Below are 23317 nucleotides of genomic sequence, written 5' to 3' on the forward strand. Positions count from 1 at the left end.
ACTCGGGGACGGACAACTCGGGGACGGACAACTCGGGGACGGACAACTCGGGGACGGACAACTCGGGGACGGACAACTCGGGGACGGACAACTCGGGGACGGACAACTCGGGGACGGACAACTCGGGGACGGACAACTCGGGCACGGACAACTCCGGGACGGACAACTCCGGGACGGACAACTCCGGGACGGACAACTCCGGGACGGACAACTCCGGGACGGACAACTCGGGCACGGACAACTCCGGTCGGGACAACTCGGGCACCGACAACTCCGGTCGGGACAACTCGGGTGCTGACAGCTCGGGCGCCAGCACGTCGGGTGACGACGACACGGGCGGCACCTCCGGCGCCGACACGTCGGGGGCCGGTCAGTCGGCCGGCAAGGACCAGATCGCCGGCGGTGCCAGCGGGATCGGGTTCAGCGCCTCGGCGTCCGGCATCAGCAGCGGCGCCGTCGGCGGCCCCCGCGGGGGCTACCTCCCGAACACGGGTGGTCCGGTCTCCGTGCCCCTGCTGCTGTGGGGGCTGGCGCTGACCGCCCTCGGTGGAGCCACCCTCGTGGCCGGTCGCCGCGGGCGAGGAGCCCGGGCCTAGTCGCCGGGACCAGCTCCCACCACCCGCCGAGCCGGGTCGGGGTCGGTGCCGTCGTCCGCGAGGACGCCACCGACCCCGACCCGCCTCCGACCCAGGAGTGCAGATGACGAGCGACCCGCAGCAGCCCGCCCGACCGCTACCGCGTGGCGTCCGAGGGGTCCTGGTGGCCGTGGCCGTCGCAGCCGTGGCGCACACGATGGTCGTGGCGTTGTGGATCCTCCCGGACAACCTCGTCTCCGAGCAGGTCTCCGGACGCTGGCTCGACGCCTACATCGAGCCGTTCTTCGAGCAGAGCTGGTCGGTCTTCGCACCGATCCCGAAGCGCGGCACCATCGACCTCGAGGTGCGAGGTCGCGACGGCGACGGCTGGACCTCGCCCTGGGTGTCTCTCACGGTGCCCGAGCGCGACCAGATCCGCTTCTCGCTGGCGCCCAGCCGCTCCGCCCTGCTCACCCAGACCCTCGCGGGCTCGCTCAACGGCGCGTACGGCGGCCTGTCCGACGACCAGCGCGACGTCGTCACGGAGCACGACACCGCGCGCACGCTGCGCAAGGCCCTGCTCGCCGCGGACGGGGAGCCGGCGGCGGCCCGCCGCTACCTGCGCACCGACGGGGTGCTGGAGCAGCTCGCGTCCGTCGCGGCGCAGACGTTGTGGGACGGCAAGGCCACCCAGGTCGAGCTGCGCACGGTCCGCCGTCAGGTCGTCGAGTACGGGACGGCCAAGGACGGGCGACGGACCGTCAGCTTCCGTCCGGTCCGGTACGGCTGGCGCAACGTGGTGCCCGTGCCGCAGCCCGACCGTGGCGTGCTGCAGGACCACCTGGCGCGGGTCGGTGTGCGGCCATGAGGACGGTCGGACAGCGACGTATCGACCAGCGCCGCGAGACGTCGAGGGTGGCCGAGGTCGTCGACCGGCTGTGCACCCACCCGTACGGCCTGCACAGCCTCGCGGCGTGCCGGATCCTGCTCGGCACGATGTACGTCGGGGTGCTGCTGTCGAACCTGCGCGACCGACGGCTGCTCTGGGGGCCGGGGTCGTCCTGGATGTCGCCGCTGCGGGAGGGCTACGGGTTCGACGGCTGGCTCGTGGGCCTGCAGCACCTGTCGGGCGGCTGGTTCGACCTGTTCTACCTCGCGGTCCTGGCGGCCGCGGTCTGCTTCACGCTGGGGCGCTTCACCCGGACGGCGGGGGTGCTGCTCCTGCTCGGCTCGATCCAGCTCGTCGAGTCCGCGCCCATGCTCGGCGACCAGGGCGACAACATCGCCCGGATCGGTCTGTTCTACCTGCTGTGGACCCGGTGCTCGGTCGTCTGGTCGTGGGACGCGCGGCTGCGGTGGGGCGGGATGGACTCCACGCTCCAGTACCTCGTGTGGACGCGTGCGGGGCTCGCCCGCGTGCTCGACCGCGACGCTGCACGGGCCGTCGGCACGTTCGTCAGCAACGTGGCGCTCGGGCTGCTCATGGCGCAGATCGTGATGGTCTACGTGACGGCGGGGCTGTTCAAGGCCCGGGGCGGGCCGTGGCAGTTCGGTACCGCGCTGTACTACCCGCTGTCGCTGCCCGAGTTCCGTCCGTTCGGGTTCCTCAACGACCTCCTCGTGGCGCAGCCGGTGCTCCTCGCGCTCGCCACCTGGTCGGTCGTGCTCCTGCAGGTCCTGTTCCCGCTGACGCTGCCGTGGGCACCTGCGCGCCGCGTGGCGCTCGTCGGCATCGCGGGCATGCACCTCGGCATCGCCCTGCTGATGGGCCTGCCCTGGTTCTCGCTGTCGATGCTGGCCTTCGACACCCTCTTCGTCAGTGAGCGCACGCTGCTGCGCGTGCAGGCCTTCGCGGTCGACCGGTGGGACGACCTCGTCATCGCGGTGCAGAGTCGGGCGCGGAGGACCGCATGACCCGTCGCGCGCCGAGGGTGCGCCGCGTCCTGGCCGCCGCCGCCGTGGTCCTCCTCGCCAGCCTGTGCCTGGCGGGCTGCTCGGGACACGACGGCGACGAGTCGCGTGGGCCCCGCCCCGCACCGAGCGCCGACGCCGCGACCCCGTCACCGGAGGCGACATCGTCGGCGAGCGCCACGACGGACCCCCACGTGGGCGCGGCGCTCGAGCGGCTCCGCGCGGCGTCGCGAGCCGCGCAGGCGGCCGGTGCGACGAGGATGACCGGCAGCAGCAGCACCGCGGGGGAGCGCGGGACGGTGCGGGCGACGGGTGACCTGCGCAGCGGCGCCTGGGAGGCGACGGTCCGGGCACCGCGGACCCGGTTGGAGGTGCGCAGCCGCTACAACACCACGTGGGTGCACGCGGACCGCACGTTCTGGCTCCGGAGCGGGTACACGCCGGCGTCCGCGCGTGCGGGCGCCCGTGGCTGGGTGCTGATGGAGCCGTCAGCGGGGGACCGACTCCGCGACCAGCTCGACCCCGGTCGGGTCCTGGGTCGCGCCGCCGCGCTGCGCCCCGCCGACGTCGCCCGGGTCCGTGCGGACGAGGACCGGTTCGAGGTGGACCTCGACGACGACTCCGGCGCCCGCACGACGTTCGTCGTGACGCGCCGAGGGACCCCCGCCCTGCGGTCCGTGCGGCTGCGCGGTGAGGGGGTCCGTGCCGACTTCGACCTGCGGCTCCTCCGCGAGCCGGTCGTGGTGGCGACACCCCGACCCGACGAGGTGGTGCGGCCGTGATCCGCGCCGACGACGCGCGGCCATCGGGCCGGGTCGTCACGCTCCTCGGAGCCACGCTCCTCCTCGTCGTGTCCCTGCTGGCCGGGTGCGGCGGTGACCGTGGACCCGCTCCGCGGCCCACGGCACGGGCGACCTTGAGCATCGCGCTGACGGACTACTGCGGGACGCTGGAGAGCCTGCGCGACGCGAACGCCCAGCCGCCGCCCGCTCGGCAGGTGGCCCGCACCCTCGGCCAGCGCCTCGGGGTGCTCCAGCGTGCGTACGAGCACCTGGCGGGCCTGGAGACGGACCGGACGAGCGAGGCGGCCTACCGTGCCGTCGCGCGCGACCTGGGCAGCGCGCGCGGCGCCCTCGAGAGCGCGGGAGGCGACCTCTCGAACGAGGGTGTGCTGCTCGCGCTCGCGCAGATGCGCGACACCCTCGCGCGCTCGTTCGCGACCCTCGACCCACGCCTGCGTCGACGCTGCGGGATCACCGCGGCGGAGCTGGCGGGCACCCCGCTCGACCCACCGACCACCCCGGGGTCCGGCCGCGCATGACGCCCCGTTCCGCGTCTCGGATACCGTGGGTCTCTCAAGTGCCGCCTCCCACGCGGCCGAGGCGGAAGGTGGTCACGTGCGCGTCGCCCTGTTGTCGTACCGCAGCAAGCAGCACGTGGGTGGCCAGGGCGTCTACGTCGAGCACCTGAGCCGCGGCCTCGTCGAGGCGGGCCACGACGTCGAGGTGATCTCCGGGCAGCCGTACCCCGTGGGCCTCGACCCGCGGGTCCGGCTCACGCGGCTGCCCAGCCTCGGCATCTACGACGAGCCCGACCCGTTCAAGCCGCCCGCGCCCTGGACGCTGCGCAGCGTGCCCGACGTCGTCGAGTGGGTCCTCAGCGTCACCGGTGCGTTCGGCGAGCCGCTCACCTTCACCCTGCGCGCCGACCGGCACCTGCGCGAGCGCGTCGGCGAGTTCGACGTCGTGCACGACAACCAGAGCCTCGGGTGGGGGCTGCTCGCGCTGCGTCGGCGGCTGCCGCTCGTGGCCACGATCCACCACCCCATCAGCCGCGACCGCAAGGTCGAGCTCGACGCCGCGCGCGGCTGGCGCAAGCTCTCGGTCGCCCGCTGGTACTCCTTCGTCGGCATGCAGGCCCGCGTGGCACGACGGCTGCCGTTCGTCGTCGGCGTGTCCACGGTCGCCACCGACGACACCGTCACCGACTTCGGCATCGACCCCGAGCGCATCCGCGTGGTGCCGCTCGGCGTCGACACCGATCTCTTCGCCCCCGCCGAGGCAGCCGATCGCGTGCCCGGGCGCATCGTCGCCGTCGCGAGCGCCGACAAGCCGCTCAAGGGCGTCGCCCACCTGCTCGACGCGCTGGCGAAGGTCCGGGTCGAGCACCCCGACGTGGAGCTGCAGCTCGTGTCGTCGGTGGAGCCCGGCGGCGCGACCGACCGACGCATCGACGCGCTCGGGCTGCGCGACTGCGTGACCACCCACAGCGGCGTGGAGTCCGAGGAGATCGCCGACCTGATGCGATCGGCCGAGGTCATGTGCGTCCCGTCGCTGTACGAGGGCTTCTCGCTGCCGACCGTCGAGGCGCTCGCCAGCGGCACCGCCGTCGTGGCCAGCCGGGCGGGCGCGATCCCCGAGGTCGTCGGCGACGGCGAGGACGGCGACCCGTGCGCCGTGCTCGTGGAGCCCGGCGACGCCGAGCAGCTCGCGGTGGCCATCTCGGCCCTCCTCGACGACCCCGACCGACGCGCCGCCCTCGGCGCCGCCGGCCGGGCCCGCGCCCTCGCGCGCTACAGCTGGACCTCGGTGGCGCGCGCCACCGCTGACGTGTACGACGAGGCGATCCGCAGGTTCGCCGGCAAGGAGCAGTGACGTGCTGACCGTCGACTTCGACCGCCTCCGCGTGGGCGCCCGCACCCGGTTCATCGACGTGGGTGCCGGTGCCGGCCGCCACAGCTACGAGGCACTGCGCCGCGGCGCCGACGTCACCGCCTTCGACCTCGACGAGGTCGAGCTGAAGGGCGTCGACGAGATGTTCGAGGCGATGCGCCTGGAGGGTCAGGTGCCGGAGTCGGGCCGCGGGACCGTGCAGGCCGGGACCATCCTCGACATGCCCTACGCCGACGGCAGCTTCGACGTCGTGCTCGCCTCGGAGATCCTCGAGCACGTCCCCGAGGACGTCCAGGCGATCAGCGAGCTCGTGCGGATCCTGGCGCCGGGCGGCACGCTCGCCGTCACGGTGCCCCGGCACTGGCCCGAGAAGGTCTGCTGGATGCTCTCCGACGAGTACCACGCCAACGAGGGCGGCCACATCCGCATCTACAAGGCCAGCGAGCTCGACGCGAAGCTGCGCGCGGAGGGCCTCGTGCACACGCACACCCACCACGCCCACGGCCTGCACGCGCCGTACTGGTGGATCAAGTGCGCCGTCGGCGTCGAGCGCGACCAGCACCCCGCGGTCCGCGCCTACCACCGGCTGCTGGTGTGGGACATGATGAAGGCGCCCCGCACGACGCGCGTGGCCGAGAAGGCGCTCAACCCGCTGCTCGGCAAGAGCGTCGCGCTGTACTACACCAAGCCGCTCGCCTGACGTGACGCTCCCGACCACCCGCTGGGGGCCGCTCCCGCCCGCGGGGACCGCGCTCGCCCTGCCGGGCGTGCTCGACGCCGAGCAGGTGCAGGCGACCGCCGACACCATCGTCGCCGTGCAGCGGCCCGACGGGTCGATCCCCTGGTTCGAGGGCCACCACCTCGACCCGTGGGACCACCTGCAGGCCGCGATGGGCCTGGCCGTCGCCGGACGTCGCGACGAGGCCGAGGCGGCGTACGCCTGGAGCCGCGCCGCGCAGCGGCCCGACGGGTCGTACGCGACCGAGTACGTCGACGGCGTGGTCACGGTGCCCGCCACCGACGCGAACTTCACCGCCTACGTCGCCACCGCGGTCTGGCACCACTGGCGCCTCACCGGCGACGTCGCGTTCGTCGAGGGGATGTGGCCGACGGTGCGCGCCGCGCTCGACGTCGTGCTCGAGCTGCAGGAGCCGGCCGGTCCGGTGCGCTGGTCGCGCGGGGCCGAGGGCGACGTCGCCGACGAGGCGCTCGTGACCGGCAACGCCAGCATCCACCTGAGCCTGCGCTGCGGGGTCGCGCTGGCCGCAGTCGTCGGCGAGGACGTGCCGGGCTGGCGCGACGCCGCCGTGCGGCTGCGTCGCGCGCTCGACCACGAGCCGCACCGCTTCGCCGACAAGGCCCGCTTCTCGATGGACTGGTACTACCCGGTGCTCGGCGGGGCCCTGCCCGACGCCGTCGCGGCGGCGCGCCTGGACGCCCGCTGGGACGACTTCGTCGTGCCCGGGTTCGGCGCCCGCTGCGTCGACGACAGTCCGTGGGTCACCGGTGGGGAGACCTGCGAGCTGGTGCTCGCGCTCGACGCGGTCGGCCGCGACGACGACGCGCGCCGCATCCTGCGCGAGATCCAGGTGCTGCGCCGCGACGACGCGACCTACTGGACCGGCTACGTCTATCCGGACCAGACGTACTGGCCGGTCGAGCAGACCACCTGGACCGCCGGCACCGTGCTGCTCGCGGTCGACGCCGTCAGCCGCACCACGCCCGCGAACGGCCTGTTCCGCGGCGACGGCCTGCCGCCGCTGACCACCGACGAGGAGCGACCGTGACCGAGCTCGACCTGCCGACCGACGTGCGGGCGGTCGCCGACGACGTCCGCGGCTTCCTGCCCGACGACGAGGCCGACGCCCTGCGCGCGGCGGCCGGCGAGCACCTGCGGGCCGGGGGCGTGGCCGTCGAGATCGGCAGCTACTGCGGCAAGTCGGCCGTCCACCTCGGCCACGTCGCCCGGCTCCGGGGCGCGCGGCTGGTGACCATCGACCACCACCGCGGCTCCGAGGAGCAGCAGTCGGGGTGGGAGTACCACGACACGTCGCTGGTGGGGCCCGACGGACGCATGGAGACGTTGCCGTTCCTGCGCGAGACGCTCTCGCGCGCGGGGCTGGAGGACGTCGTCGACGTCGTCGTCGCGCGCTCGCCCGACGTCGCGTCGTGGTGGGGTCGCGAGCTCGACCTGGTGTTCGTCGACGGCGGCCACACCGACGAGCACGCGCAGGCCGACTACGACGGGTGGGCCCGCTGGGTGCGTCCCGGTGGGGCGCTCGTGATCCACGACGTCTTCCCCGACCCGGCCGACGGCGGCCAGGCGCCGTACCGGATCTACCGGCGCGCCCTCGAGGACGGCTTCGCCGAGGTCGCCCACACCGGCTCCCTCCGCGTCCTCCGCCGCTGACCCCGTCCCCACCCCACCCCACCCCGCTGAGTGTGACGTTTGCGGCCCAGATCGGCGCGATCTGGGCCGCAAACGTCACACTCAGCGGGGGAGGGGAGGGCCGAGGAGGGCGTTGAGGCGGTCGATGAGCTGCTGGAAGCGCTGCTTGGTGTCGGCGTCGACGGTCTCGAGGACCCGCGACCGCTCGCGCAGGAGGTGGGCGGCGGGCTGGAAGCGGTCGAAGCGGTGGCCCAGGACCGTCTCGGCCTGGTGGACGATGCGCCGACGTGGCGGGGTGCGCAGGAACCGCTTCCCGACGAGCCTGCGGTGCGAGACCACCGGCCCCCCGGACTCCGCCAGGAGCCGCAGGTACCACTCGGCGTCGAACAGGTCCTCCAGGTCGGCGTCGAGCGTGCCGGTGAGGTCGGTGAGCGGCACGAGGTGGTCGGCCGAGATCGCCCCGCGGTTCACGAGCTCCTCGACGGCGCCCCGCGACCCGGCCGGACCGTCCATCAGCACCGTCGCCGACGTCGCGGTGGTGCCGAGCAGGGCGAGCGTCGTCGGCAGGCCCGACGCGCCGCCCATCGGCGTCACCGTCCAGCGCGGGTCGAGGGCGCGGCCGCCCTCGGACCGCAGCAGGTCACCCATGACCGCGAGGTAGGTGACGTCGGACGGCGACGACACCAGCAGCTGGTGCGGACTGCTGACGAGCGTGCGGGCGAGGTCGGCACCGAGCGCGGCGAGCAGCGGCACCGTCGTCTCCGCGCCCGCGCTCCACAGCTCCGAGCTGACCGTGGTGCCGCGGTCGCCCACGTTCTCCAGCACGCGGCACCGGGAGAGCCGGCCCGCGTCGACGAGGTAGGGCGAGTGCGTCGAGTACACGACCTGGTGGCGAGGCTCGAGCTGCTCCTTCAGGTAGCGGAGCAGGTCGCCCTGGGCGTTCGCGTGCAGGTTCATGCCCGGCTCGTCGAGGAGCACGACCCGGCGGTCCTGCTCCGCGAACTCCGAGAAGGCGGCGAGGAAGGAGAAGAACCAGAGGAAGCCGCTCGAGCGCTCGGCGACGTTGAGGCTCACGCCCCGACGCTCGTCGCGCACCCTGACGTGCAGCCAGGGCTCCGGCGACGCCAGGCCCACCGTCTCCAGGTCGAGCTCGACCGACAGGTCGCGGTTCTGGCTCCAGTAGGCGAGCAGCTGGTCGGTCAGGCGAGCCGCGGCGGCCGCGAGCGCCGCCTCGTGCGCCTCGTGCTCGTCGGCGCCGAACGACGCGTCGGCGATGCCCGCGAGCCGCAGCAGGGCCAGTGCCGTGCGCTCCGACGGGTACAGGTCTGCCGCGTCGAGCTCCTGCAGGCGACGGATCGAGACGCTGCCCGGCAGCACGTTGTGGTCGTCGAAGTACTGGAAGCCCGGCAGCATGGCCGTGAGGTCAGCGAGTGTGCCCGGCGGGGCGTCGAGGGGCGTGCCGTCCTCGTCGACCGCCCAGTGCAGCGCGTCGTCGCCGTAGCGCCGGCTCGCGAACAGCGGTGTCGTCGGCAGCCGCTCGCCGCTGCGCTCCAGACGCTGGCGGTCCGCGTAGTCGAGCTCGACCTCGAGCGTCACGGGCCGGACGTCGTCGATCCGGTCGCGGTCGGGCCCGAGGTCGCGGCGCGGGTAGTCGCGGCGCGCCGCGAACGCCGTCGGGTGGCCGCTCGGCAGCGGGTTGGCGCGGTAGAGGGCCTGCAGCATGGCGGTCTTGCCCGACTCGTTCTTGCCGACGAGCGTGGTGAGGCCCTCGTCGAGCGCCAGTCGGCCCGAGTCCTGCACCGACATGACCTTGCGGACCCGTGCAGCGACCAGTCGCATGCCTCGAACCTCCCTGGGTGGTGCCGGCGGGACACAGGCTACTGGTCCGGAGGCCGTGAGGGTGGGGTGTGCGCGAGGTCGACGCGATCTCCGTAGCCTGGCGCGGTGGATGACGTGACCGCAGGCGTGCTGCTGTTCCTCGGGGCGGCGGCCTTCGTCGCGGGGTGGGTCGACGCGGTGGTCGGCGGTGGCGGGCTGGTGCAGCTGCCCGCGCTGCTCGTGGCGTTCCCCCAGGCGGCGCCGGTGCAGCTGCTCGCGACGAACAAGGTCGGGTCGATCGCCGGCACCACGACGTCGAGCCTGACCTACCTGCGTCGCGTGCGGCTCGACCTGCGCACGGCCGCCCCGCTGGCCGTGGCGGCGTTCGTCGGGTCGCTGCTCGGCGCGGTCGTGGCGTCGTGGATCCCGAGGGCGGCGTTCAACCCGGTGATCCTGGTGGTGCTCGTCGCCGTCGGCCTGTTCACCGTGCTGCGACCCGAGCTCGGCCAGGTGGCCGCGCTGCGCTTCGAGGGGCGTCGCCACTACGCGGCAGCGCTGTGCATCGGTGCCGCGGTCGGCTTCTACGACGGGGCGCTCGGGCCGGGGACGGGCTCGTTCTTCGTGTTCGCGCTGGTGGGGGTGCTGGGCTACGGGTTCCTCGAGGCCAGCGGGAAGGCGAAGCTGGCGAACTTCGCGACCAACCTGGCCGCCCTCGTCGTGTTCGTGCCGCAGGGTGTCGTGATGTGGCAGGTGGCCGCGGTGCTGGCGGTGTGCAACGTGGCCGGCGGCTACCTGGGCGCCCGGCTGGCGGTGGCGCGCGGCAGCAGCTTCGTGCGGGCGGTGTTCGTGGTGGTCGTGTGCGCCTTCACGCTGCGCATCGGCTGGGACACCTGGCACCAGCTCGTCGGCTGACCCGGCAGCCGGTCCCCCTCACCTGAGGGGAGCCAGCAGCCCACCGCGGGGGTCCCCCGCCCACCCCGGGAGCCGACCTCAGGGGAGTGAGGGTCTCCCGGGGTGGGTACGGCGGATCAGCCCTGGCGAGCCTTGAGCCGCGGGTTCTGCTTGTTGATGACGTAGGTGCGGCCGCGGCGGCGCACCACCTGCGAGCCGGGCTGGTTCTTCAGCGAGCGCAGCGAGTTGCGGACCTTCATGGTTCCTCCTGGGATCAAGTGGGTGGGTGGGTGTCGGCGGCGACGTGCTCAGACGTCGACGAGGCCGCGGTGCACGGCCTTGACGAGCCGTCGCGGCACGTGGACGGTGCGTCCGTCGACCGTGACCGGCACGAGGTCGGGCCGGGTGGCCTTCCACTGCGAGCGGCGGTGGCGGGTGTTGCTGCGTGAGGTCTTGCGCTTCGGGACTGCCATGGTTCCTCCTCAGGCGGCGCGGCGGACGTCGCCGAGCCAGGGTTCGAGGCCGTCCTCGACGACCTCCCAGTAGGGGCCGCGCTCGGCCATCTCGGTGTCGGTGAGCAGGCAGTGCTCGAAGGCGGCCTGCACGTCGTCGGGCGTGCTCGCGAGCGGCCCGGACACGAGTCCGTGCACGACGATGCGGGTGAGCGGGGCGCTCGCGCCCCACGGCGACGCCGTGCCGATGCTCAGCTGGCCGCCGGCACCGTCCCACACGCACACGTCGGCGGGCCGGCTGGGCAGCCAGAACGACCCACGCGAACGTCGGGGGCCGCCGCCGATGCGCTCGATGCTCTCGAGCAGGCGGTCGGGGTGGAAGGGGCGGTCCGAGCGCAGGTCGAGCGTCCACACGTGCTCGGACGCGTACCGCGGCAGCTCGCCGCGGCGCACGACGTCGACCCACGCCTCCGTCACGGCGTGCAGGTGGGCCCCGTCGACCAGCGGGCCCGCGTCGAGGGCCGACGGGTCGTCGACGACGGGCACCTGGGGCCGGGCGAGCGCACGGAGCAGGTCGCGGGCCTCGGGCGACGACGCGCCGGCCAGCACGACGGCGTCGGCGTACTCGACGATGGCGGCGGCGGTCTCGGCCACCCCGCGCGTGTCGTCGTCGCTGGTGTGCAGCGACCGCTCGTGCAGCAGGTCGTCGCCGAGCAGGTCGCCCAGCACCGTCTCGCCGTCGAGGGCCGCGACCACGGCGGCGACGTGCACGTGCGGCGCGACGTCGGCGTAGGACTCGATGACCCGGCAGGCCTGCAGCGCCTCGGCGGCCACGGGCAGGTGCGCGACGACGGTGCCCCAGCGACCGCTGGCGGCGAGCCGCTCGAGCGTCGGCACGACGTCCTCGCGCAGCGCGCAGGCCACGCAGGCGTGCTCGAGCTCGTGCACGTGCCGCTCGACGACACCCGTGAGGTCGCTGACGACGCGGGTGAGCTGCTGGTTCTCCACGTCGAGGGTGTGGCGCACGACGACGGCGGAGGGCAGGTCGAACTGCAGGCCGACGGTGACCGCCTCCATGGCCGCGTCGCCGATGCCGGTCACCAGCACGGCGGGGACGCTGCGCTCGAGGATCCGACGGCGGCTGCGACGGGGGGCCGGGCTCATCGGCCAGCCTGCCCGTAGCGGCGGCGGAAGCGCTCGACGCGGCCCTCGGTGTCGACGACGCGACCCTTGCCCGTCCAGAACGGGTGGCTGGCGCTCGACACGTCGACGTCGACCACGGGCAGCGTGCGGCCGTCGACCTCGACGGTCTCGTGGTCGGCGGCGAGCCGCTCGGGGAGCGTGGAGCGCGTGACGAGCAGGAGGTCGCCGGAGCGGTCGCGGAAGGCGACCTCCTCGTAGCGGGGGTGCTGGTTCTTCTTCACGAAAGATCTCCGGTAGTCTGTTGCGAACGATTGTCATTCTACACAGGAGGTCGCCGTGTCGCGCACCTGCCAGGTCACCGGGGCCACCCCCGGCTTCGGCCACCATGTCTCGCACTCGCACCGTCGCACCAAGCGACGCTTCGACGTCAACGTCCAGAAGAAGCGGTACTGGGTGCCGAGCCTCGGCCGCCACGTCACGCTCACGCTCAGCGCGCGCGGCATCAAGACGGTCGACGTCCGCGGCATCGACGCCGTGGTCGCCGACATCCTCGCCCGTGGGGAGCGGCTCTGATGGCCAAGAAGGGCAACGAGCTGCGCCCGATCGTGAAGCTGCGCTCGACCGCCGGCACGGGCACGACCTACGTCACGCGCAAGAACCGCCGCAACGACCCCGACCGGCTGGTCCTGCGCAAGTACGACCCGAAGATCCGCAAGCACGTCGAGTTCAAGGAGGAGCGCTGATGGCCAAGCGCAGCAAGATCGTCGCCAACGAGCGACGCAAGGAGACCGTGGAGCGCTACCGCGACCGGCGCGACGCGCTGCGCGCGGCGTCGCGCGACACCACCCTGTCCATGGCGGAGCGGATGGAGGCCTCGCGCGCGCTCGCCCGCCTGCCGCGTGACTCCTCGCCGTCGCGCGTGCGCAACCGCGACCAGGTCGACGGACGGCCCCGGGGGCACCTGCGGGTCGCGGGGCTCTCGCGGATCCGCTTCCGCGAGGGTGCGCACCGCGGCGAGCTCCCCGGCATCACGAAGTCGAGCTGGTAGTCAGCCGTCGGCGCCGGGCGGGGGGAGCAGGCGCGTCTCCACCCGCTCGGCCACGAGGTCGGGCGTGCCGTCGGCCCGGCGCGTCGGCACCCAGCGCTCGTCGACCACGACGTCGCGACCCTCGAGCACCAGGTCGAAGGCCGCCCGCACCTGCAGGGCCATCCGCCCGAGCGCGGTGAGCCCCTGGTGCTGGTGCTCGCGACGGCCGAGGTCGGCCTGCGCCGTGGCGTCGAGACCGTGCTTGCGCACGGCGTGCAGCAGCATGCCGACGTCGACGCCGTAGCCGCTCACGACGGGCAGGTCGACGAACGCGTCGCGCACGAACGCGCACTCCCCGGCGAGCGGCTGGACGAAGCCGCCGAGCTCGGGCGCCCGGCGGACGATCTCCGGGCGTGCGGCGAGCTCGGTCACCCGTCCGCCGCCGCCGTCGTGGGTGGGCCGGTCGTAGAAGGCCTTGACCAGCACCAGCGACGGCTCGCGGAGCAGGGGGCCGACGAGGCGCGCCACGAATGCCGGGTCGAAGCCGGTCACGTCGGCGTCGAGGAACACGCCGACGTCGCCCTGCATCCGCGCGATGCCGGTGCGCATGGCCGCGCCCTTGCCGCCGTCGAACGCGGGGTCGGGGTCGGCGACCGTGATGACGCTCGCGCCCGCGTCGCGCGCGACCTGCGCGGTCGCGTCGCCCGAGCGGGAGTCGACGACCAGTACCTCGTCGACGAGAGGGACGAGGTCGCACAGGGCGGTGCGCACGCGTTGCACGATCGCGCCGATCGTCGCGGCCTCGTCGCGCGCGGGGAGGATCACCGTGACCCGGCGTCCCGCCTTGGCGTCCACGAGGTCGCCGAGCGGGCTCGACGCGTCGAAGGTGCGGGTCTCGAACCAGCGTCGTGCCTCAGACAAGTCCACGCACCGCCCGAGCGGGTGGACGCTCACCGCGGAGGGTCGCCGTCATCTCCAGGACGCGCCGGGTGGCGACGACGTCGTGGGTGCGGAACATCGCGCAACCGGCCGCTGCCGTCAGCGCGGTGGTGGCCAGCGTGCCCTCGAGACGGTCCTCGGGCGGCAGGCCCAACGTCTCGCCGATGAAGTCCTTCCGCGACAGCGCCATCAGCACGGGCCAGCCGGTGGCCACCAGCGTGTCCGCGCGCCGGGCGAGCTCGAGGCTGTGGAACGTGTTCTTGCCGAAGTCGTGGGTGGGGTCGACGAGGACGCCCTCGCGGGGGACCCCTGCAGCGACCGCGGCCTCGGCGGCACGCGTCGTGGTCGCGACGACGTCGGCCAGCACGTCGTCGTAGCGCACCCGGTGCGGCCGGGTGCGGGGGAGTGCGCCGCCGGTGTGCGAGCACACGTACCCGAGACCGTGCTCGGCCGCCACGTGCACGACGTCGGGATCGTGACCGGCCCACGTGTCGTTGAGCAGGTCGGCCCCGGCGGCGGCGGCCGCCTGCGCGACGTCGGCGCGCCAGGTGTCGATGCTGACGACGACGTCGGGCTCGGCCTCGCGGACCGCCTCGATGAAGGGCACGGTCCGTCGCACCTCCTCGGCGGAGTCCACGGCGTCGCCCGGGCCGGCCTTGACGCCACCGATGTCGACGACCTCGGCCCCGTCGGCCACGGCACGACGGACGGCGTCGAGGGCGGTGGTCGGGTCGAACGTGGCCCCACGGTCGTAGAAGGAGTCCGGCGTGCGGTTGATGATCGCCATCACGAGGGCCCGGTCGCGGACGACGCGGCGTCCGCGGAAGGTCAGGTCGGCCACGACGTCATGCTCCCAGACGGACCCACGCGACGCTGCTCGACCAGGGCTCGCGGCTCACGCCCCGACGGGGTGGCGCACGATGGCCTGCTGCACGGCGTCGACGGCAGCCTGCAGGTCGGCGACGTGCGTTCCGCCCTCGACGCTCCAGCCGGGGCCGCCGAGCAGCACGTCGGTGCGGTCCGCCGCGGCGTCGAGGACGGAGGCCAGGGCGTTGCCGTCGAAGTGGACGATCGACGCCCAGAGGAAGACGGCGGCCGGCTCGAGCCGGATCGTCATGCCGGCGATCGCGCTGAACGGGGTGCGCTGCCCCAGCATGTGGCACCCGATCTCCTGGTCGGCGAGCGCGCACTGCAGCGCGAGCAGGGGGAGGACGTGGTGCTCGTCCTCCGCGCAGGCGAGCAGGACGGGCCGGTGGTCCTGGCCCTTGGTGCGGCGTGACGCGAGCCGCGCGCGGAGCGCGGTGTGCAGCGCGTCGCTCACGAGGTGCTCGCCGTCGACCCCCACGCTGCCGCGGTACCACTCTTCGCCCACGCGACGCATCGACGGCGCGATGTGGTCGGTCCAGGCGCGGATCGTGCCGAGGTCCTCGAGCTTGCGCACGAACAACGTCCGCAGGCCCTCGGCGTCGTAGGCGCGGGTCGCGGCGATGACGGCGTCGGCGAAGGCGTCGGCCCCCTCGGTGCGTTCCATCGGGTCGCCGCTGATGGCGGCGCGGGCGGCGGCTGCGGGACCGAGACCGCTCTCGACGAGCAGGTGCATGCGCTGCAGTCGCTCGACGTCGGCGGCGTCGTAGCGGCGGTGTCCGCCGGCGCTGCGGGCGGACGGACCGAGCTCGTAGCGGCGCTCCCACGTGCGCAACGTGGAGGCGGGGACGCCGAGCTTCTCCGCGACCTCGCCCACGGACAGCAGGGTCACCTGCTGCGCCTCGGTGGTCGGATCGATGGAAGCCATGGACCCATCATAGAACTTGTTCACCCACTTGCCAACCTGAACAAGTTGTCGTTATGGTCTGAACAACAACGACCTCACCGGCACGAGTCCCCCGAGGCAGCTTCCCGAAGGAGTGCACGATGGCAAACCTCAAGAACCTCCCGCTCCCGCTGCAGGAGGTCTACGAGTGGCAGTACCAGGGCGCGTGCCAGGGCCTGGAGTCCGCGCGCTTCTTCTCGCCCGACGCCGAGCGCGGCTCGCGTCGGCGCGACCGTGAGTCCGCGGCGAAGGCGATCTGCGCGACCTGCCCCGTCATCAACGAGTGCCGCGAGCACGCGCTGGCCGCCCGCGAGCCCTACGGCGTCTGGGGCGGTCTGACCGAGCACGAGCGCACCGAGATCCTGGCGCAGTCGCAGCGCGACATCGCCTCCTGAACGACGGTGCTCAGTCGGGGTCGAGGGCCGTCCGGCCCTCGGCCAGCAGGTCCGCGGCGTGCTTGTCCTCGGTGGGGGCCTGTGGGTCGACGTTCCGGTCGATCTGCTCGTTGAGGTAGCGGAACAGCTCGGCCGACGCCGCCGCCACCGGTACGGCGAGGAACGCGCCGGTCACGCCGAACAGCGTGCCGCCCGCCGTGACCGACATGAGAACGACGCCAGCGTGCAGGTTCATGGTCTTCCCCTGGAGCCACGGTGACAGCACGTTGCCCTCGAGCTGCTGGACACCGATGACGATCAGGGCCGCGATGACCGCCGCCTTGAAGTCGTTGGTCACGAGCGTCACGAGCACGGCGAGGATGCCGCTGGCGAAGGCACCGATGATCGGGATGAACCCGCCGAAGAACGTGATGACGGCCAGCGGGATCGCCAGGGGGACACCGAGGATCGCCAGACCGATGCCGATGAGGACCGCGTCGATGAACGCGACGAGGCTCTGGGTGCGGATGAAGCCGCCGATCGTGCCCCAGACGCGACCGAGCAGCTCGCTCAGGTGCAGGCCGGCGCGCTGGCCGCCCAGCGTCGCCAGCCACGGCAGGAACCGGTGCCCGTCCTTGATGAAGAAGAACGTGAGCATGAGGATGAGCACGAGGTTCAGCACCGCGTTCGTCGCCGCGCTGAGCGTGGAGAAGATGCCCGAGCTGATGGCGGCGGCGCTGTCCTGGAGGCGGTCCTGGACCGCGGAGATCGCGCGGGTGATCTGCCCGTCGGACAACGAGAGCGGTCCGTCGGTGAGCCAGTTGCGCACCTCCTGCAGACCGCCGGACGCCTGCTTGGCGATGGCGGGCGCCTGACCGGCCACCTGTGGCGTGAGGATCGCGATGGTCGCCACGACGACGCCGAGGAACGTCAGCATCACGATCAGCGCGGCGAGGGTGCTCGGCACCTTGTGACGACGCAGCCAGCTGACGGGCGGGGAGAGCACGGTCGCGACCAGCAGCGCGATCGACAGCGGGAAGAAGACCATCCAGAGGCTGCCGACCACCCAGCCGAGCACGAAGAGGGCTGCCGCCACCACGACGAGGCGCAGTCCCCAGCGCTGCATGGTGGCGAAGGCTTCGTCGATGACGACGGCGCGGTCGCGGACGCGGGGGGTGCTCATGCCGCTCAGCCTAGGCGGACGGTTCTCCGACGGGCGGGAGCCGCCAGTCGACCGGCGCGGTGCCGAGCGTCGCGAGGTGCTCGTCGACCCGGCTGAACGGCCGCGAGCCGAAGAAGCCACGCGACGCCGACAACGGGCTGGGGTGCGGGCTCGCCACCACCGGCACGTCGCCGAGCAGCGGCTGCAGGTCCTGGGCCTGGCGCCCCCAGAGCACGGCGACCAGCGGTGCGTCGCGGGCGACGAGGGCGCGGATGGCCTGCTCGGTGACCTTCTCCCACCCCATCCCGCGGTGGCTGGCGGGGGCGCCGACGCCGACGGTGAGCACCCGGTTGAGCAGCAGCACGCCCTGCGCGGCCCAGGCGCTCAGGTCGCCGTGCGGTGAGCGGGGCACCCCGAGGTCGGCCTCCAGCTCGGTGAAGAGGTTCGCCAGGCTGCGCGGGACCGGGCGCACGTCGGGCTGCACCGAGAACGAGAGCCCCATCGGGTGCCCGGGCGTCGGATAGGGGTCCTGCCCGACGACGAGCACCTTCACGTCGGCGAACGGCTCGCGGAAGGCGCGCAGGATCGCGTCGCCGGCCGGGAGCCACGGGCGGCCCTCGGCCGTCTCGCGGCGCAGCACGTCGCCGAGGCGGTGGATCTCGTCCTCGACCGGGGCGAGGGCGTCGGCCCACCCGGGCCCGACGACGTCGCGGAGAGGTTGCGGCATGTCCCGCATTCCACCAGACGCGGGACGTCGTCGCCCTCCCCACCGTGTCGGCGACCGCCGACGTCCGACGTCGCGGCGACGTCTAGACTGCTCGGCGCAGTGTCAGCCATCACCGCGTACCGCACGCTGCTGCGGATCGTCGGGCCCGCCTACGTCGCCGTAGCCTTCCTCGGGCGAGTTCCGCTTGCCATGAGCCAGATGGGCACGCTGCTGCTCGTCAGTGCCTCGACGGGGCGGTACGCGCTCGGCGGCGCCGCGGCAGGGGCGCTGGCCGTCGCGAACGCCGTCGGCGCCCCGTTCTTCGGCTCGCTCGCCGACCGGGTCGGGCAACGACCGGTCGTCCTCGCACAGTCGTGGGCGGGAGGCGCGGGACTCGCCGCGATCGTGTGGACCACGCAGGCGGGCGCGTCGCCGGCCGCCATCGTCGCCGTCGCCGCGCTGGCCGGGCTCGCGACGCCGCAGATCGGGCCCCTCGCCCGGGTCCGCTGGCAGCCGATCACGAAGGACGCGCCCGACCAGCGTCGCCTCGTCGACGCGGCCTTCTCCTACGAGGGCGCCGCCGACGAGGTCTCGTTCGTGCTCGGGCCGGCCACGGTCGGCCTCCTCGCCGTCGTCGTGGCGCCGGGCGACGCGCTGCTCGTGGCGGGTGGGGTGCTGGTGGCCTTCGGCTCCTGGTTCGCGCTGCACCCCACTGCGGCGCTGACGCGGCCCGAGGTCGGCGCGACGCGGTCGACGGCGCCGGTGCTGACCGCGGTGCTCGGTGTCCTCGCCCTCGCGCAGCTCTGCATCGGCATGGTCTTCGGCGCCACCCAGACGGGCTCGACGGTGCTGGCCACGGCGCAGGGCGAGCCGGGGCAGGCCGGCCTGATCCACGCGACCCTGGGCGTGGGCAGCGCGATCGCGGGTCTCGCGATCGCGGCGCTGCCGGAGCGGATCGGGTACCCGACGCGCATGGTCGCGTCGGCGGCCGCCCTGCTCGTCCTCTCGGCGCCGCTGCTGCTCGTGCAGACGATCGGCCAGCTCGTCGCCGTCATCGCCCTGCTCGGCTTCGCGGTGGCGCCGTACATGATCAGCAACTTCGCCATGGCCGGCGAGGTCGTCGTGCCCGAGCGCGTGGGCACGGCCATGACGCTGCTCGCCGGCGCCACCGGGATCGGCTACGCGCTGGGCTCGACGCTCGCCGGCCGGCTCGCCGACCTCGGCGGCCACACCCCGGCCTTCGCGGTCACCGTCTCCGCGACCGCGCTCGCCCTCGTCGTCTCGGTCCTGTTCCGGGCTCGGCGCGGTCGTGGCGGGACGCGTCCGGACGTCCGTACGGCCTGAGAGGTCCGGGCCGCGCCCGGTTGCCACGTCCGGCACCGGATGTGGCACGGTCGTGACGTCGAGGGGAGGGAGGCGTCGTGACCTGGGCCGTGCTCGGTGGGCTGGTGCTGCTCGCCCTCGTCGACAGCACGAGCGCCGGCACGTTGCTGCTCCCGCTCTGGATGCTGGTCGCCCCGCGGGTGCGACCGGCTCGGGTGCTGCTGTTCCTCACCACGGTCGCCGTGTTCTACGCGGCCGTCGGTGTGGTGCTCCTGCTCGGCGTCGACGCCGTCCTCGACGCGGTGTCCGGCGCCGGCGACACCCTCGCCCGCAACCGCCCGCTGGCCGTGGTGCAGCTGCTGGTCGGCGCGGCGCTGTTCTGGTGGAGCTGGCCCCTGGAGCGGCGTGCCAAGGAGCGCGGTGGTCCGAGCCCGCGCGCCGTGCGGTGGCGTGCGGCGCTGCAGGGCGAGGGGGTGCCGGCGCGCACGACGGTGCTGGTCGCGCTCGTGGCGACCGTCCTCGAGCTGGCGACGATGCTGCCCTACCTCGCCGCGATGGGCCTGCTGTCGCGGTCCGGCCTCGACCGAGCCTGGCAGCTCCTCGTGCTGCTCGGGTACGTCGTCGTCATGGTCCTGCCGGCCCTGGTGCTGCTCGCGCTGCGCCTGGTGGCGGCGCGTCGGGTGGAGCCCTGGCTGGAGCGCGCCGACGCCTGGATGACGGCCCGCAGTGGCGTCGCGGTGAGCTGGATCGTCGGCCTGGTGGGCTTCCTGGTCGGTGCCGACGCGCTGTCGCGACTGACGACCTGAGCCGTCCGCGACGTCGCCCTCCTCGTCAGCGGCGGCGCGTGGTCGTCTCGGGGTTGTCGCGCGCGGGTCGCGGCGTCTTGTCGTGCGTGTGGCGCACGGTGCGCAGGTCGTCGAGGAAGCGCGTGGCCCACAGCTCGATGTCGTTCTCGACCACCTGCTTGCGCATCGCCTTCATGCGGCGGGTGCGCTCCTTCTCGGGGGCGCGGATCGCCTCGAGCAGCGCTTCCTTGAGGCCGTTGATGTCGTAGGGGTTCACCCGGTACGCCTGGCGCAGCTCGGCCGCCGCCCCGGCGAACTCGCTCAGCACCAGGGCGCCGTCGTCGTCGTAGCGGCACGCCACGTACTCCTTGGCGACGAGGTTCATCCCGTCGCGCAGCGGCGTCACGACCATGACGTCGGCCGCGCGGTACAGCGCCGCCATCTCCTCCCGCGGGTAGGAGGCGTGCAGGTAGGTGATGGGCTGCGCGCCGATCCGCCCGACGTCGCCGTTGATGCGACCGACGAGACGGTCGATGTCGTCGCGCAGCAGCCGGTACTGCTCGACCCGCTCGCGCGACGGCGTGGCCACCTGCACGAAGACGGCGTCCTCGACGTCGACCGCACCCTCGGTGACCAGCTCGCCGAACGCGCGGAGCCGCTGCCGCAGGCCCTTGGTGTAGTCGAGGCGGTCGATGCCGAGCAGCACGCACCGGGGGTTGCCGAGGCTCTCGCGGATCTCGGCGGCCCGGGCGACCACCTCGGGCCGGCGCGCCATCTCCTCGAAGCCGGCCGCGTCGATCGAGATCGGGTAGGCGCGGGCCGTGACGGTCCGTCCGTCCTCGAGGTAGACGGTGTCGCGGTGCGTCTTGTGCCCGACGCGCTGACGCACCAGGCGGACGAAGTTCTGCGCCGCGCCCGGGAGCTGGAAGCCGACGAGGTCGGCGCCGAGCAGCCCCTCGAGGATGGAGCGGCGCCACGGCAGCTGCTGGAAGAGCTCGTTGGGCGGGAACGGGATGTGCAGGAAGAAGCCGATCCGCAGGTCGGGGCGCAGCTCGCGCAGCATCTGGGGGACGAGCTGCAGCTGGTAGTCCTGCACCCAGACGACGGCGTTGCGTCGCGCGATCCGCGCCGCCTTCTTGGCGAAGCGGCGGTTCACCTCGACGTAGGACTCCCACCACTCGCGGTGGAACTCCGGCGGGGCGACGACGTCGTGGTACAGCGGCCAGAGGGTCCCGTTGGAGAAGCCCTCGTAGTACTCCTCGTACTCCTGGCCGGTCAGGTGCACCGGCACGAGGGTGATGCCGTCGTGCTCGAACGTGCGCAGCTTCTCGTCGGGGGCGCCGTGCCAGCCGATCCACGCACCGCCGTTGCGTCGCATGACGGGCTCGAGCGCGGTCACGAGACCGCCGGGGGAGGTGCGCCAGGTCGTGCTGCCGTCGGGCTGGACCACACGGTCGACGGGAAGCCGGTTGGCGATCACCACGAAATCAGCCGTTGCCGCCATGCCCCCACCCTAGGGGGTCGCGCCGACGTCGCCCCTCGACGACGCGCGTCGACGTCACCCGCGTCGGGGTCGGGTCAGGCGGGCGTCCGGACGCCGACCTGCTCGAGGATCGTGTCCATCAGCTCCTGCAGCTGCACGGTGGCGTCCAGCGGCAGCAGGTCGGACTCGGTGCGTCCCGTCCGCAGGCATGCGGCGACCTCGACGGCCTCGTGGGCGTAGCCCCGCCCGATCACGGGGACGTCGATCGTCTCGGCGTCGTCGCCGCGCACGAGGGTGAACGACGTGGGGTGGTGGAAGCGCCGCCCGATCTCGATGCGTCCCTCGGTCCCGGCCACGGAGGCCGTGTTGTCGGACTGCGCCAGCTGCGTCCAGGCCAGGCTCGAGACGGGCTCGACCCCGCGCTCGCCGCACCCCTCGTGCACGAGCGTGGCCCCGCCGGCCACGTCGAAGCCGCGCTCGTGCAGCGCCCCCGCGGCGGCGACGGTGTGCGGCTGGCCGAGCAGCAGGTGCGCGAACGTGAGCGGGTAGATGCCGATGTCCAGCAGCGCGCTCGCGCCGAGCTCGGGCTCCCACAGCCGGGCCACGTCGGGGTCCGCCACGAAGCCGAGCTCGGCCCGCACCTCGCCCAGCTCTCCCAGTGCGCCCTCGCCGACGAGGCGCTGCACCTCCCGGATCACGGGATTGGTGCGCATCCACATCGCCTCCGCGAGGAACAGGCCCCGCTCACGTGCGTGCTCGACCAGCCGTCGGCCGGTCGTGGCGTCGAGGGTCAGTGCCTTCTCGCACAGCACCGCCTTGCCTGCGTCGAGGCAGAGCGTCGCGTCCTCCAGATGGCGTCCGTGCGGGCTCGCCACGTAGACGACGTCGACCTCGGGGTCGGCGGCGAGCTCCTCGTAGCTGCCGTACCCGCGGGCGTCGGCGGTGCCGTGCTCGGCCACGAAGGCGCGCGCCCGCTCCACGTCACGCGACCCCGCGGCCACGACCTCGTGGTCGTCCAGCAGCGCCAGGTCGCGCGCGAAGCTGCCGGCGATCTTGCCGGTCGCGAGCACGCCCCAGCGCAACGGGCGGTCGGCAGGGACGGGTGCGGCGGGGGTCGACGACATGTCCCACGCATACCAGACGATCCCGTCGCCGAAGCGAATGACAGGCGTGTGATTCCTGGGTTACGATCGGGCCATGAGTGCAGCGGAGCAGCCGACCCACGAGACGGCACGCCCCGGCGACACCCTGACCGAGCGCGATCTGGAGATGCTCGCGATGGAGCGTCTGTGGTGGCAGTTCGCGGGGGCCAAGGAGCAGGCCATCCGCGAGAAGTTCGACATGTCCGCCACGCGCTACTACCAGCTGCTCAACGCGCTGATCGACCGCGACGACGCCCTCGCCTTCGACCCGCTGCTGGTCAAGCGCCTGCGGCGGCTGCGGGCCCAGCGCCAGCGCAGCCGGTCGGCGCGACGCCTCGGCATCGACCTCTGAGACGCGGGCGGCTGGTGTCCGACCACCGACGCACGGTGACGCGCCGGGCGTTCGTCCTGCCGTCCTGGGCGCTCGTCGCGTCCGCCGTCCTCGTCCTGCTCGGTGCCGGGTGGCTGGGCTGGATCGTCGTCGACGGCGACGACACTGCCGCAGTCGCCGCGCCCACGTCGAGCCCGTCGAGCACGCCCAGCCCCACCGCCTCGGCCTCGACGAGCGCGTCGCCCCGTCCCACGCCGAGCCCGACGCCGACCAGGACGCCGAGCCCCAGCCCGTCGCCCACCCCGACCCCCACCCGGACCACGCCGCCGGTCGACCGTGCTGCCGTGCCGGTCTCGGTGCTCAACGCCACCCGGACGCCCGGAC

The 23317-nt window shown here is 73.5% G+C and carries 29 protein-coding genes and 1 pseudogene; 18 read left to right on the top strand and 12 right to left on the bottom strand.

All coding sequences use genetic code 11. The features are described from left to right. From NH339_RS10385 to NH339_RS10425, 9 genes and pseudogenes are all read left to right on the top strand, one after another. Nucleotides 1-596: pseudogene (locus NH339_RS10385) on the top strand (hypothetical protein); the annotation flags it as partial. Between the two features lie 103 nt (nt 597-699). Continuing rightward, nucleotides 700-1443 (top strand): DUF5819 family protein, encoded by a 744-nt coding sequence (locus NH339_RS10390; protein ID WP_253025049.1) that lies wholly within the window; start codon nt 700-702, stop codon nt 1441-1443. Next, nucleotides 1440-2489: an HTTM domain-containing protein gene (locus NH339_RS10395; RefSeq protein WP_253025051.1), complete on the top strand. Its 1050-nt coding sequence runs from the start codon at nt 1440-1442 to the stop codon at nt 2487-2489. The genes NH339_RS10390 and NH339_RS10395 overlap by 4 nt, the downstream gene beginning before the upstream one ends. Continuing rightward, a complete protein-coding gene (locus tag NH339_RS10400) occupies nt 2486-3268 on the top strand; it encodes a hypothetical protein (protein WP_253025053.1) in 783 nt (260 codons plus the stop codon). Before NH339_RS10395 ends, NH339_RS10400 begins: the two co-directional genes overlap by 4 nt. Then, on the top strand, nt 3265-3807 hold the full coding sequence (locus NH339_RS10405) for a hypothetical protein (RefSeq protein WP_253025055.1): 543 nt from the start codon (nt 3265-3267) through the stop codon (nt 3805-3807). Before NH339_RS10400 ends, NH339_RS10405 begins: the two co-directional genes overlap by 4 nt. 76 nt (nt 3808-3883) lie before the next feature. Further along, entirely contained in the window at nt 3884-5140 is a 1257-nt protein-coding gene (locus NH339_RS10410; protein WP_253025057.1) for a glycosyltransferase family 4 protein, read from the top strand. Between the two features lies 1 nt (nt 5141). Further along, nucleotides 5142-5858, top strand: a complete 717-nt coding sequence (locus NH339_RS10415; protein WP_067854050.1) for a class I SAM-dependent methyltransferase — start codon at nt 5142-5144, stop codon at nt 5856-5858. A 1-nt stretch (nt 5859) separates the two neighbouring features. Then, entirely contained in the window at nt 5860-6945 is a 1086-nt protein-coding gene (locus tag NH339_RS10420; protein ID WP_253025059.1) for a prenyltransferase, read from the top strand. After that, nucleotides 6942-7568 (top strand): class I SAM-dependent methyltransferase, encoded by a 627-nt coding sequence (locus NH339_RS10425; protein ID WP_253025061.1) that lies wholly within the window; start codon nt 6942-6944, stop codon nt 7566-7568. The genes NH339_RS10420 and NH339_RS10425 overlap by 4 nt, the downstream gene beginning before the upstream one ends. A gap of 81 nt (nt 7569-7649) precedes the next feature. Here NH339_RS10425 and NH339_RS10430 read toward each other — a convergent pair whose 3' ends face one another. Beyond that, nucleotides 7650-9386: an ATP-dependent endonuclease gene (locus NH339_RS10430; protein WP_253025063.1), complete on the bottom strand. Its 1737-nt coding sequence runs from the start codon at nt 9384-9386 to the stop codon at nt 7650-7652. A gap of 105 nt (nt 9387-9491) precedes the next feature. On the opposite strand from NH339_RS10430, the gene NH339_RS10435 reads away from it, so the two are divergent. Beyond that, nucleotides 9492-10277 (top strand): TSUP family transporter, encoded by a 786-nt coding sequence (locus tag NH339_RS10435; protein WP_253025066.1) that lies wholly within the window; start codon nt 9492-9494, stop codon nt 10275-10277. Nucleotides 10278-10393: 116 nt separating this feature from the next. Here NH339_RS10435 and ykgO read toward each other — a convergent pair whose 3' ends face one another. The 4 genes from ykgO to NH339_RS10455 are packed head-to-tail and all read right to left on the bottom strand — an operon-like array spanning nt 10394 to nt 12132. Continuing rightward, a complete protein-coding gene (gene ykgO, locus NH339_RS10440; protein WP_023645249.1) occupies nt 10394-10516 on the bottom strand; it encodes a type B 50S ribosomal protein L36 in 123 nt (40 codons plus the stop codon). 48 nt (nt 10517-10564) lie between these two features. Next, nucleotides 10565-10729, bottom strand: coding sequence for a 50S ribosomal protein L32 (gene rpmF / locus NH339_RS10445; RefSeq protein WP_067854059.1), 165 nt, complete (start codon nt 10727-10729; stop codon nt 10565-10567). Between the two features lie 9 nt (nt 10730-10738). Further along, nucleotides 10739-11872 carry a GTP-binding protein gene (locus tag NH339_RS10450; protein WP_253025067.1) on the bottom strand — a complete coding sequence of 378 codons (1134 nt, stop codon included), beginning with the start codon at nt 11870-11872 and terminating at the stop codon, nt 10739-10741. Next, nucleotides 11869-12132 carry a type B 50S ribosomal protein L31 gene (locus NH339_RS10455; protein WP_253025069.1) on the bottom strand — a complete coding sequence of 88 codons (264 nt, stop codon included), beginning with the start codon at nt 12130-12132 and terminating at the stop codon, nt 11869-11871. The genes NH339_RS10450 and NH339_RS10455 overlap by 4 nt, the downstream gene beginning before the upstream one ends. 55 nt (nt 12133-12187) lie before the next feature. On the opposite strand from NH339_RS10455, the gene rpmB reads away from it, so the two are divergent. From rpmB to rpsN, 3 genes are read left to right on the top strand one after another with little or no spacing between them, the layout of a single operon-like run. Further along, nucleotides 12188-12424, top strand: a complete 237-nt coding sequence (gene rpmB / locus NH339_RS10460) for a 50S ribosomal protein L28 (protein WP_067854070.1) — start codon at nt 12188-12190, stop codon at nt 12422-12424. Continuing rightward, a complete protein-coding gene (gene rpmG / locus NH339_RS10465; protein ID WP_253025071.1) occupies nt 12424-12594 on the top strand; it encodes a 50S ribosomal protein L33 in 171 nt (56 codons plus the stop codon). Before rpmB ends, rpmG begins: the two co-directional genes overlap by 1 nt. Further along, nucleotides 12594-12899 carry a 30S ribosomal protein S14 gene (gene rpsN / locus NH339_RS10470; RefSeq protein ID WP_253025073.1) on the top strand — a complete coding sequence of 102 codons (306 nt, stop codon included), beginning with the start codon at nt 12594-12596 and terminating at the stop codon, nt 12897-12899. Before rpmG ends, rpsN begins: the two co-directional genes overlap by 1 nt. Here rpsN and NH339_RS10475 read toward each other — a convergent pair whose 3' ends face one another. Genes NH339_RS10475 through NH339_RS10485 form a run of 3 tightly spaced genes read right to left on the bottom strand, consistent with a single transcriptional unit; the run spans nt 12900 to nt 15609 of the window. Next, nucleotides 12900-13805, bottom strand: a complete 906-nt coding sequence (locus NH339_RS10475; RefSeq protein WP_253025075.1) for a glucosyl-3-phosphoglycerate synthase — start codon at nt 13803-13805, stop codon at nt 12900-12902. After that, nucleotides 13792-14658 carry a dihydropteroate synthase gene (gene folP / locus NH339_RS10480; protein WP_253025077.1) on the bottom strand — a complete coding sequence of 289 codons (867 nt, stop codon included), beginning with the start codon at nt 14656-14658 and terminating at the stop codon, nt 13792-13794. The genes NH339_RS10475 and folP overlap by 14 nt, the downstream gene beginning before the upstream one ends. 54 nt (nt 14659-14712) lie before the next feature. Further along, nucleotides 14713-15609 (bottom strand): MerR family transcriptional regulator, encoded by an 897-nt coding sequence (locus tag NH339_RS10485; protein ID WP_253025079.1) that lies wholly within the window; start codon nt 15607-15609, stop codon nt 14713-14715. Between the two features lie 119 nt (nt 15610-15728). On the opposite strand from NH339_RS10485, the gene NH339_RS10490 reads away from it, so the two are divergent. Further along, entirely contained in the window at nt 15729-16022 is a 294-nt protein-coding gene (locus NH339_RS10490; protein WP_067854091.1) for a WhiB family transcriptional regulator, read from the top strand. 10 nt (nt 16023-16032) lie between these two features. Here the strand turns inward: NH339_RS10490 and NH339_RS10495 are convergent, their stop codons facing one another. Beyond that, nucleotides 16033-17184: an AI-2E family transporter gene (locus NH339_RS10495; RefSeq protein WP_253025081.1), complete on the bottom strand. Its 1152-nt coding sequence runs from the start codon at nt 17182-17184 to the stop codon at nt 16033-16035. Between the two features lie 10 nt (nt 17185-17194). Continuing rightward, nucleotides 17195-17890 (bottom strand): uracil-DNA glycosylase, encoded by a 696-nt coding sequence (locus NH339_RS10500; protein ID WP_253025083.1) that lies wholly within the window; start codon nt 17888-17890, stop codon nt 17195-17197. 99 nt (nt 17891-17989) lie between these two features. Here NH339_RS10500 and NH339_RS10505 point away from each other — a divergent pair, with 99 nt between their 5' ends. Together NH339_RS10505 and NH339_RS10510 are read left to right on the top strand one after the other, a co-directional pair. Beyond that, nucleotides 17990-19213: an MFS transporter gene (locus NH339_RS10505; protein WP_253025085.1), complete on the top strand. Its 1224-nt coding sequence runs from the start codon at nt 17990-17992 to the stop codon at nt 19211-19213. Between the two features lie 77 nt (nt 19214-19290). Beyond that, entirely contained in the window at nt 19291-19998 is a 708-nt protein-coding gene (locus NH339_RS10510; RefSeq protein ID WP_253025087.1) for a GAP family protein, read from the top strand. A 25-nt stretch (nt 19999-20023) separates the two neighbouring features. Here NH339_RS10510 and NH339_RS10515 read toward each other — a convergent pair whose 3' ends face one another. Together NH339_RS10515 and NH339_RS10520 are read right to left on the bottom strand one after the other, a co-directional pair. After that, nucleotides 20024-21481 (bottom strand): trehalose-6-phosphate synthase, encoded by a 1458-nt coding sequence (locus NH339_RS10515; RefSeq protein WP_253025089.1) that lies wholly within the window; start codon nt 21479-21481, stop codon nt 20024-20026. Nucleotides 21482-21555: 74 nt separating this feature from the next. Further along, entirely contained in the window at nt 21556-22584 is a 1029-nt protein-coding gene (locus NH339_RS10520; RefSeq protein ID WP_253025091.1) for a Gfo/Idh/MocA family protein, read from the bottom strand. Nucleotides 22585-22657: 73 nt separating this feature from the next. Here NH339_RS10520 and NH339_RS10525 point away from each other — a divergent pair, with 73 nt between their 5' ends. Together NH339_RS10525 and NH339_RS10530 are read left to right on the top strand one after the other, a co-directional pair. Beyond that, entirely contained in the window at nt 22658-22954 is a 297-nt protein-coding gene (locus tag NH339_RS10525) for a DUF3263 domain-containing protein (RefSeq protein WP_067854109.1), read from the top strand. A 14-nt stretch (nt 22955-22968) separates the two neighbouring features. Continuing rightward, nucleotides 22969-23317: hypothetical protein (locus NH339_RS10530; protein ID WP_253025093.1), on the top strand; the 349-nt coding region annotated here is incomplete at its 3' end.

Source organism: Aeromicrobium sp. CnD17-E, from assembly GCF_024124745.1.
Taxonomy (GTDB): domain Bacteria; phylum Actinomycetota; class Actinomycetes; order Propionibacteriales; family Nocardioidaceae; genus Aeromicrobium.

Excerpts from the sequence above, each read along its gene's own strand:
- NH339_RS10490 (WP_067854091.1), top strand. The coding sequence starts at position 15,729 with ATGGCAAACCTCAAGAACCTCCCGCTCCCGCTGCAGGAGGTCTACGAG.
- NH339_RS10515 (WP_253025089.1), bottom strand. The coding sequence starts at position 21,481 with ATGGCGGCAACGGCTGATTTCGTGGTGATCGCCAACCGGCTTCCCGTC.
- NH339_RS10520 (WP_253025091.1), bottom strand. The coding sequence starts at position 22,584 with ATGTCGTCGACCCCCGCCGCACCCGTCCCTGCCGACCGCCCGTTGCGC.
- ykgO (WP_023645249.1), bottom strand. The coding sequence starts at position 10,516 with ATGAAGGTCCGCAACTCGCTGCGCTCGCTGAAGAACCAGCCCGGCTCG.
- NH339_RS10525 (WP_067854109.1), top strand. The coding sequence starts at position 22,658 with ATGAGTGCAGCGGAGCAGCCGACCCACGAGACGGCACGCCCCGGCGAC.
- NH339_RS10495 (WP_253025081.1), bottom strand. The coding sequence starts at position 17,184 with ATGAGCACCCCCCGCGTCCGCGACCGCGCCGTCGTCATCGACGAAGCC.
- NH339_RS10485 (WP_253025079.1), bottom strand. The coding sequence starts at position 15,609 with ATGGCTTCCATCGATCCGACCACCGAGGCGCAGCAGGTGACCCTGCTG.
- rpmF (WP_067854059.1), bottom strand. The coding sequence starts at position 10,729 with ATGGCAGTCCCGAAGCGCAAGACCTCACGCAGCAACACCCGCCACCGC.
- NH339_RS10395 (WP_253025051.1), top strand. The coding sequence starts at position 1,440 with ATGAGGACGGTCGGACAGCGACGTATCGACCAGCGCCGCGAGACGTCG.
- rpsN (WP_253025073.1), top strand. The coding sequence starts at position 12,594 with ATGGCCAAGCGCAGCAAGATCGTCGCCAACGAGCGACGCAAGGAGACC.
- rpmG (WP_253025071.1), top strand. The coding sequence starts at position 12,424 with ATGGCCAAGAAGGGCAACGAGCTGCGCCCGATCGTGAAGCTGCGCTCG.
- NH339_RS10450 (WP_253025067.1), bottom strand. The coding sequence starts at position 11,872 with ATGAGCCCGGCCCCCCGTCGCAGCCGCCGTCGGATCCTCGAGCGCAGC.
- NH339_RS10500 (WP_253025083.1), bottom strand. The coding sequence starts at position 17,890 with ATGCCGCAACCTCTCCGCGACGTCGTCGGGCCCGGGTGGGCCGACGCC.
- NH339_RS10430 (WP_253025063.1), bottom strand. The coding sequence starts at position 9,386 with ATGCGACTGGTCGCTGCACGGGTCCGCAAGGTCATGTCGGTGCAGGAC.
- NH339_RS10390 (WP_253025049.1), top strand. The coding sequence starts at position 700 with ATGACGAGCGACCCGCAGCAGCCCGCCCGACCGCTACCGCGTGGCGTC.
- NH339_RS10400 (WP_253025053.1), top strand. The coding sequence starts at position 2,486 with ATGACCCGTCGCGCGCCGAGGGTGCGCCGCGTCCTGGCCGCCGCCGCC.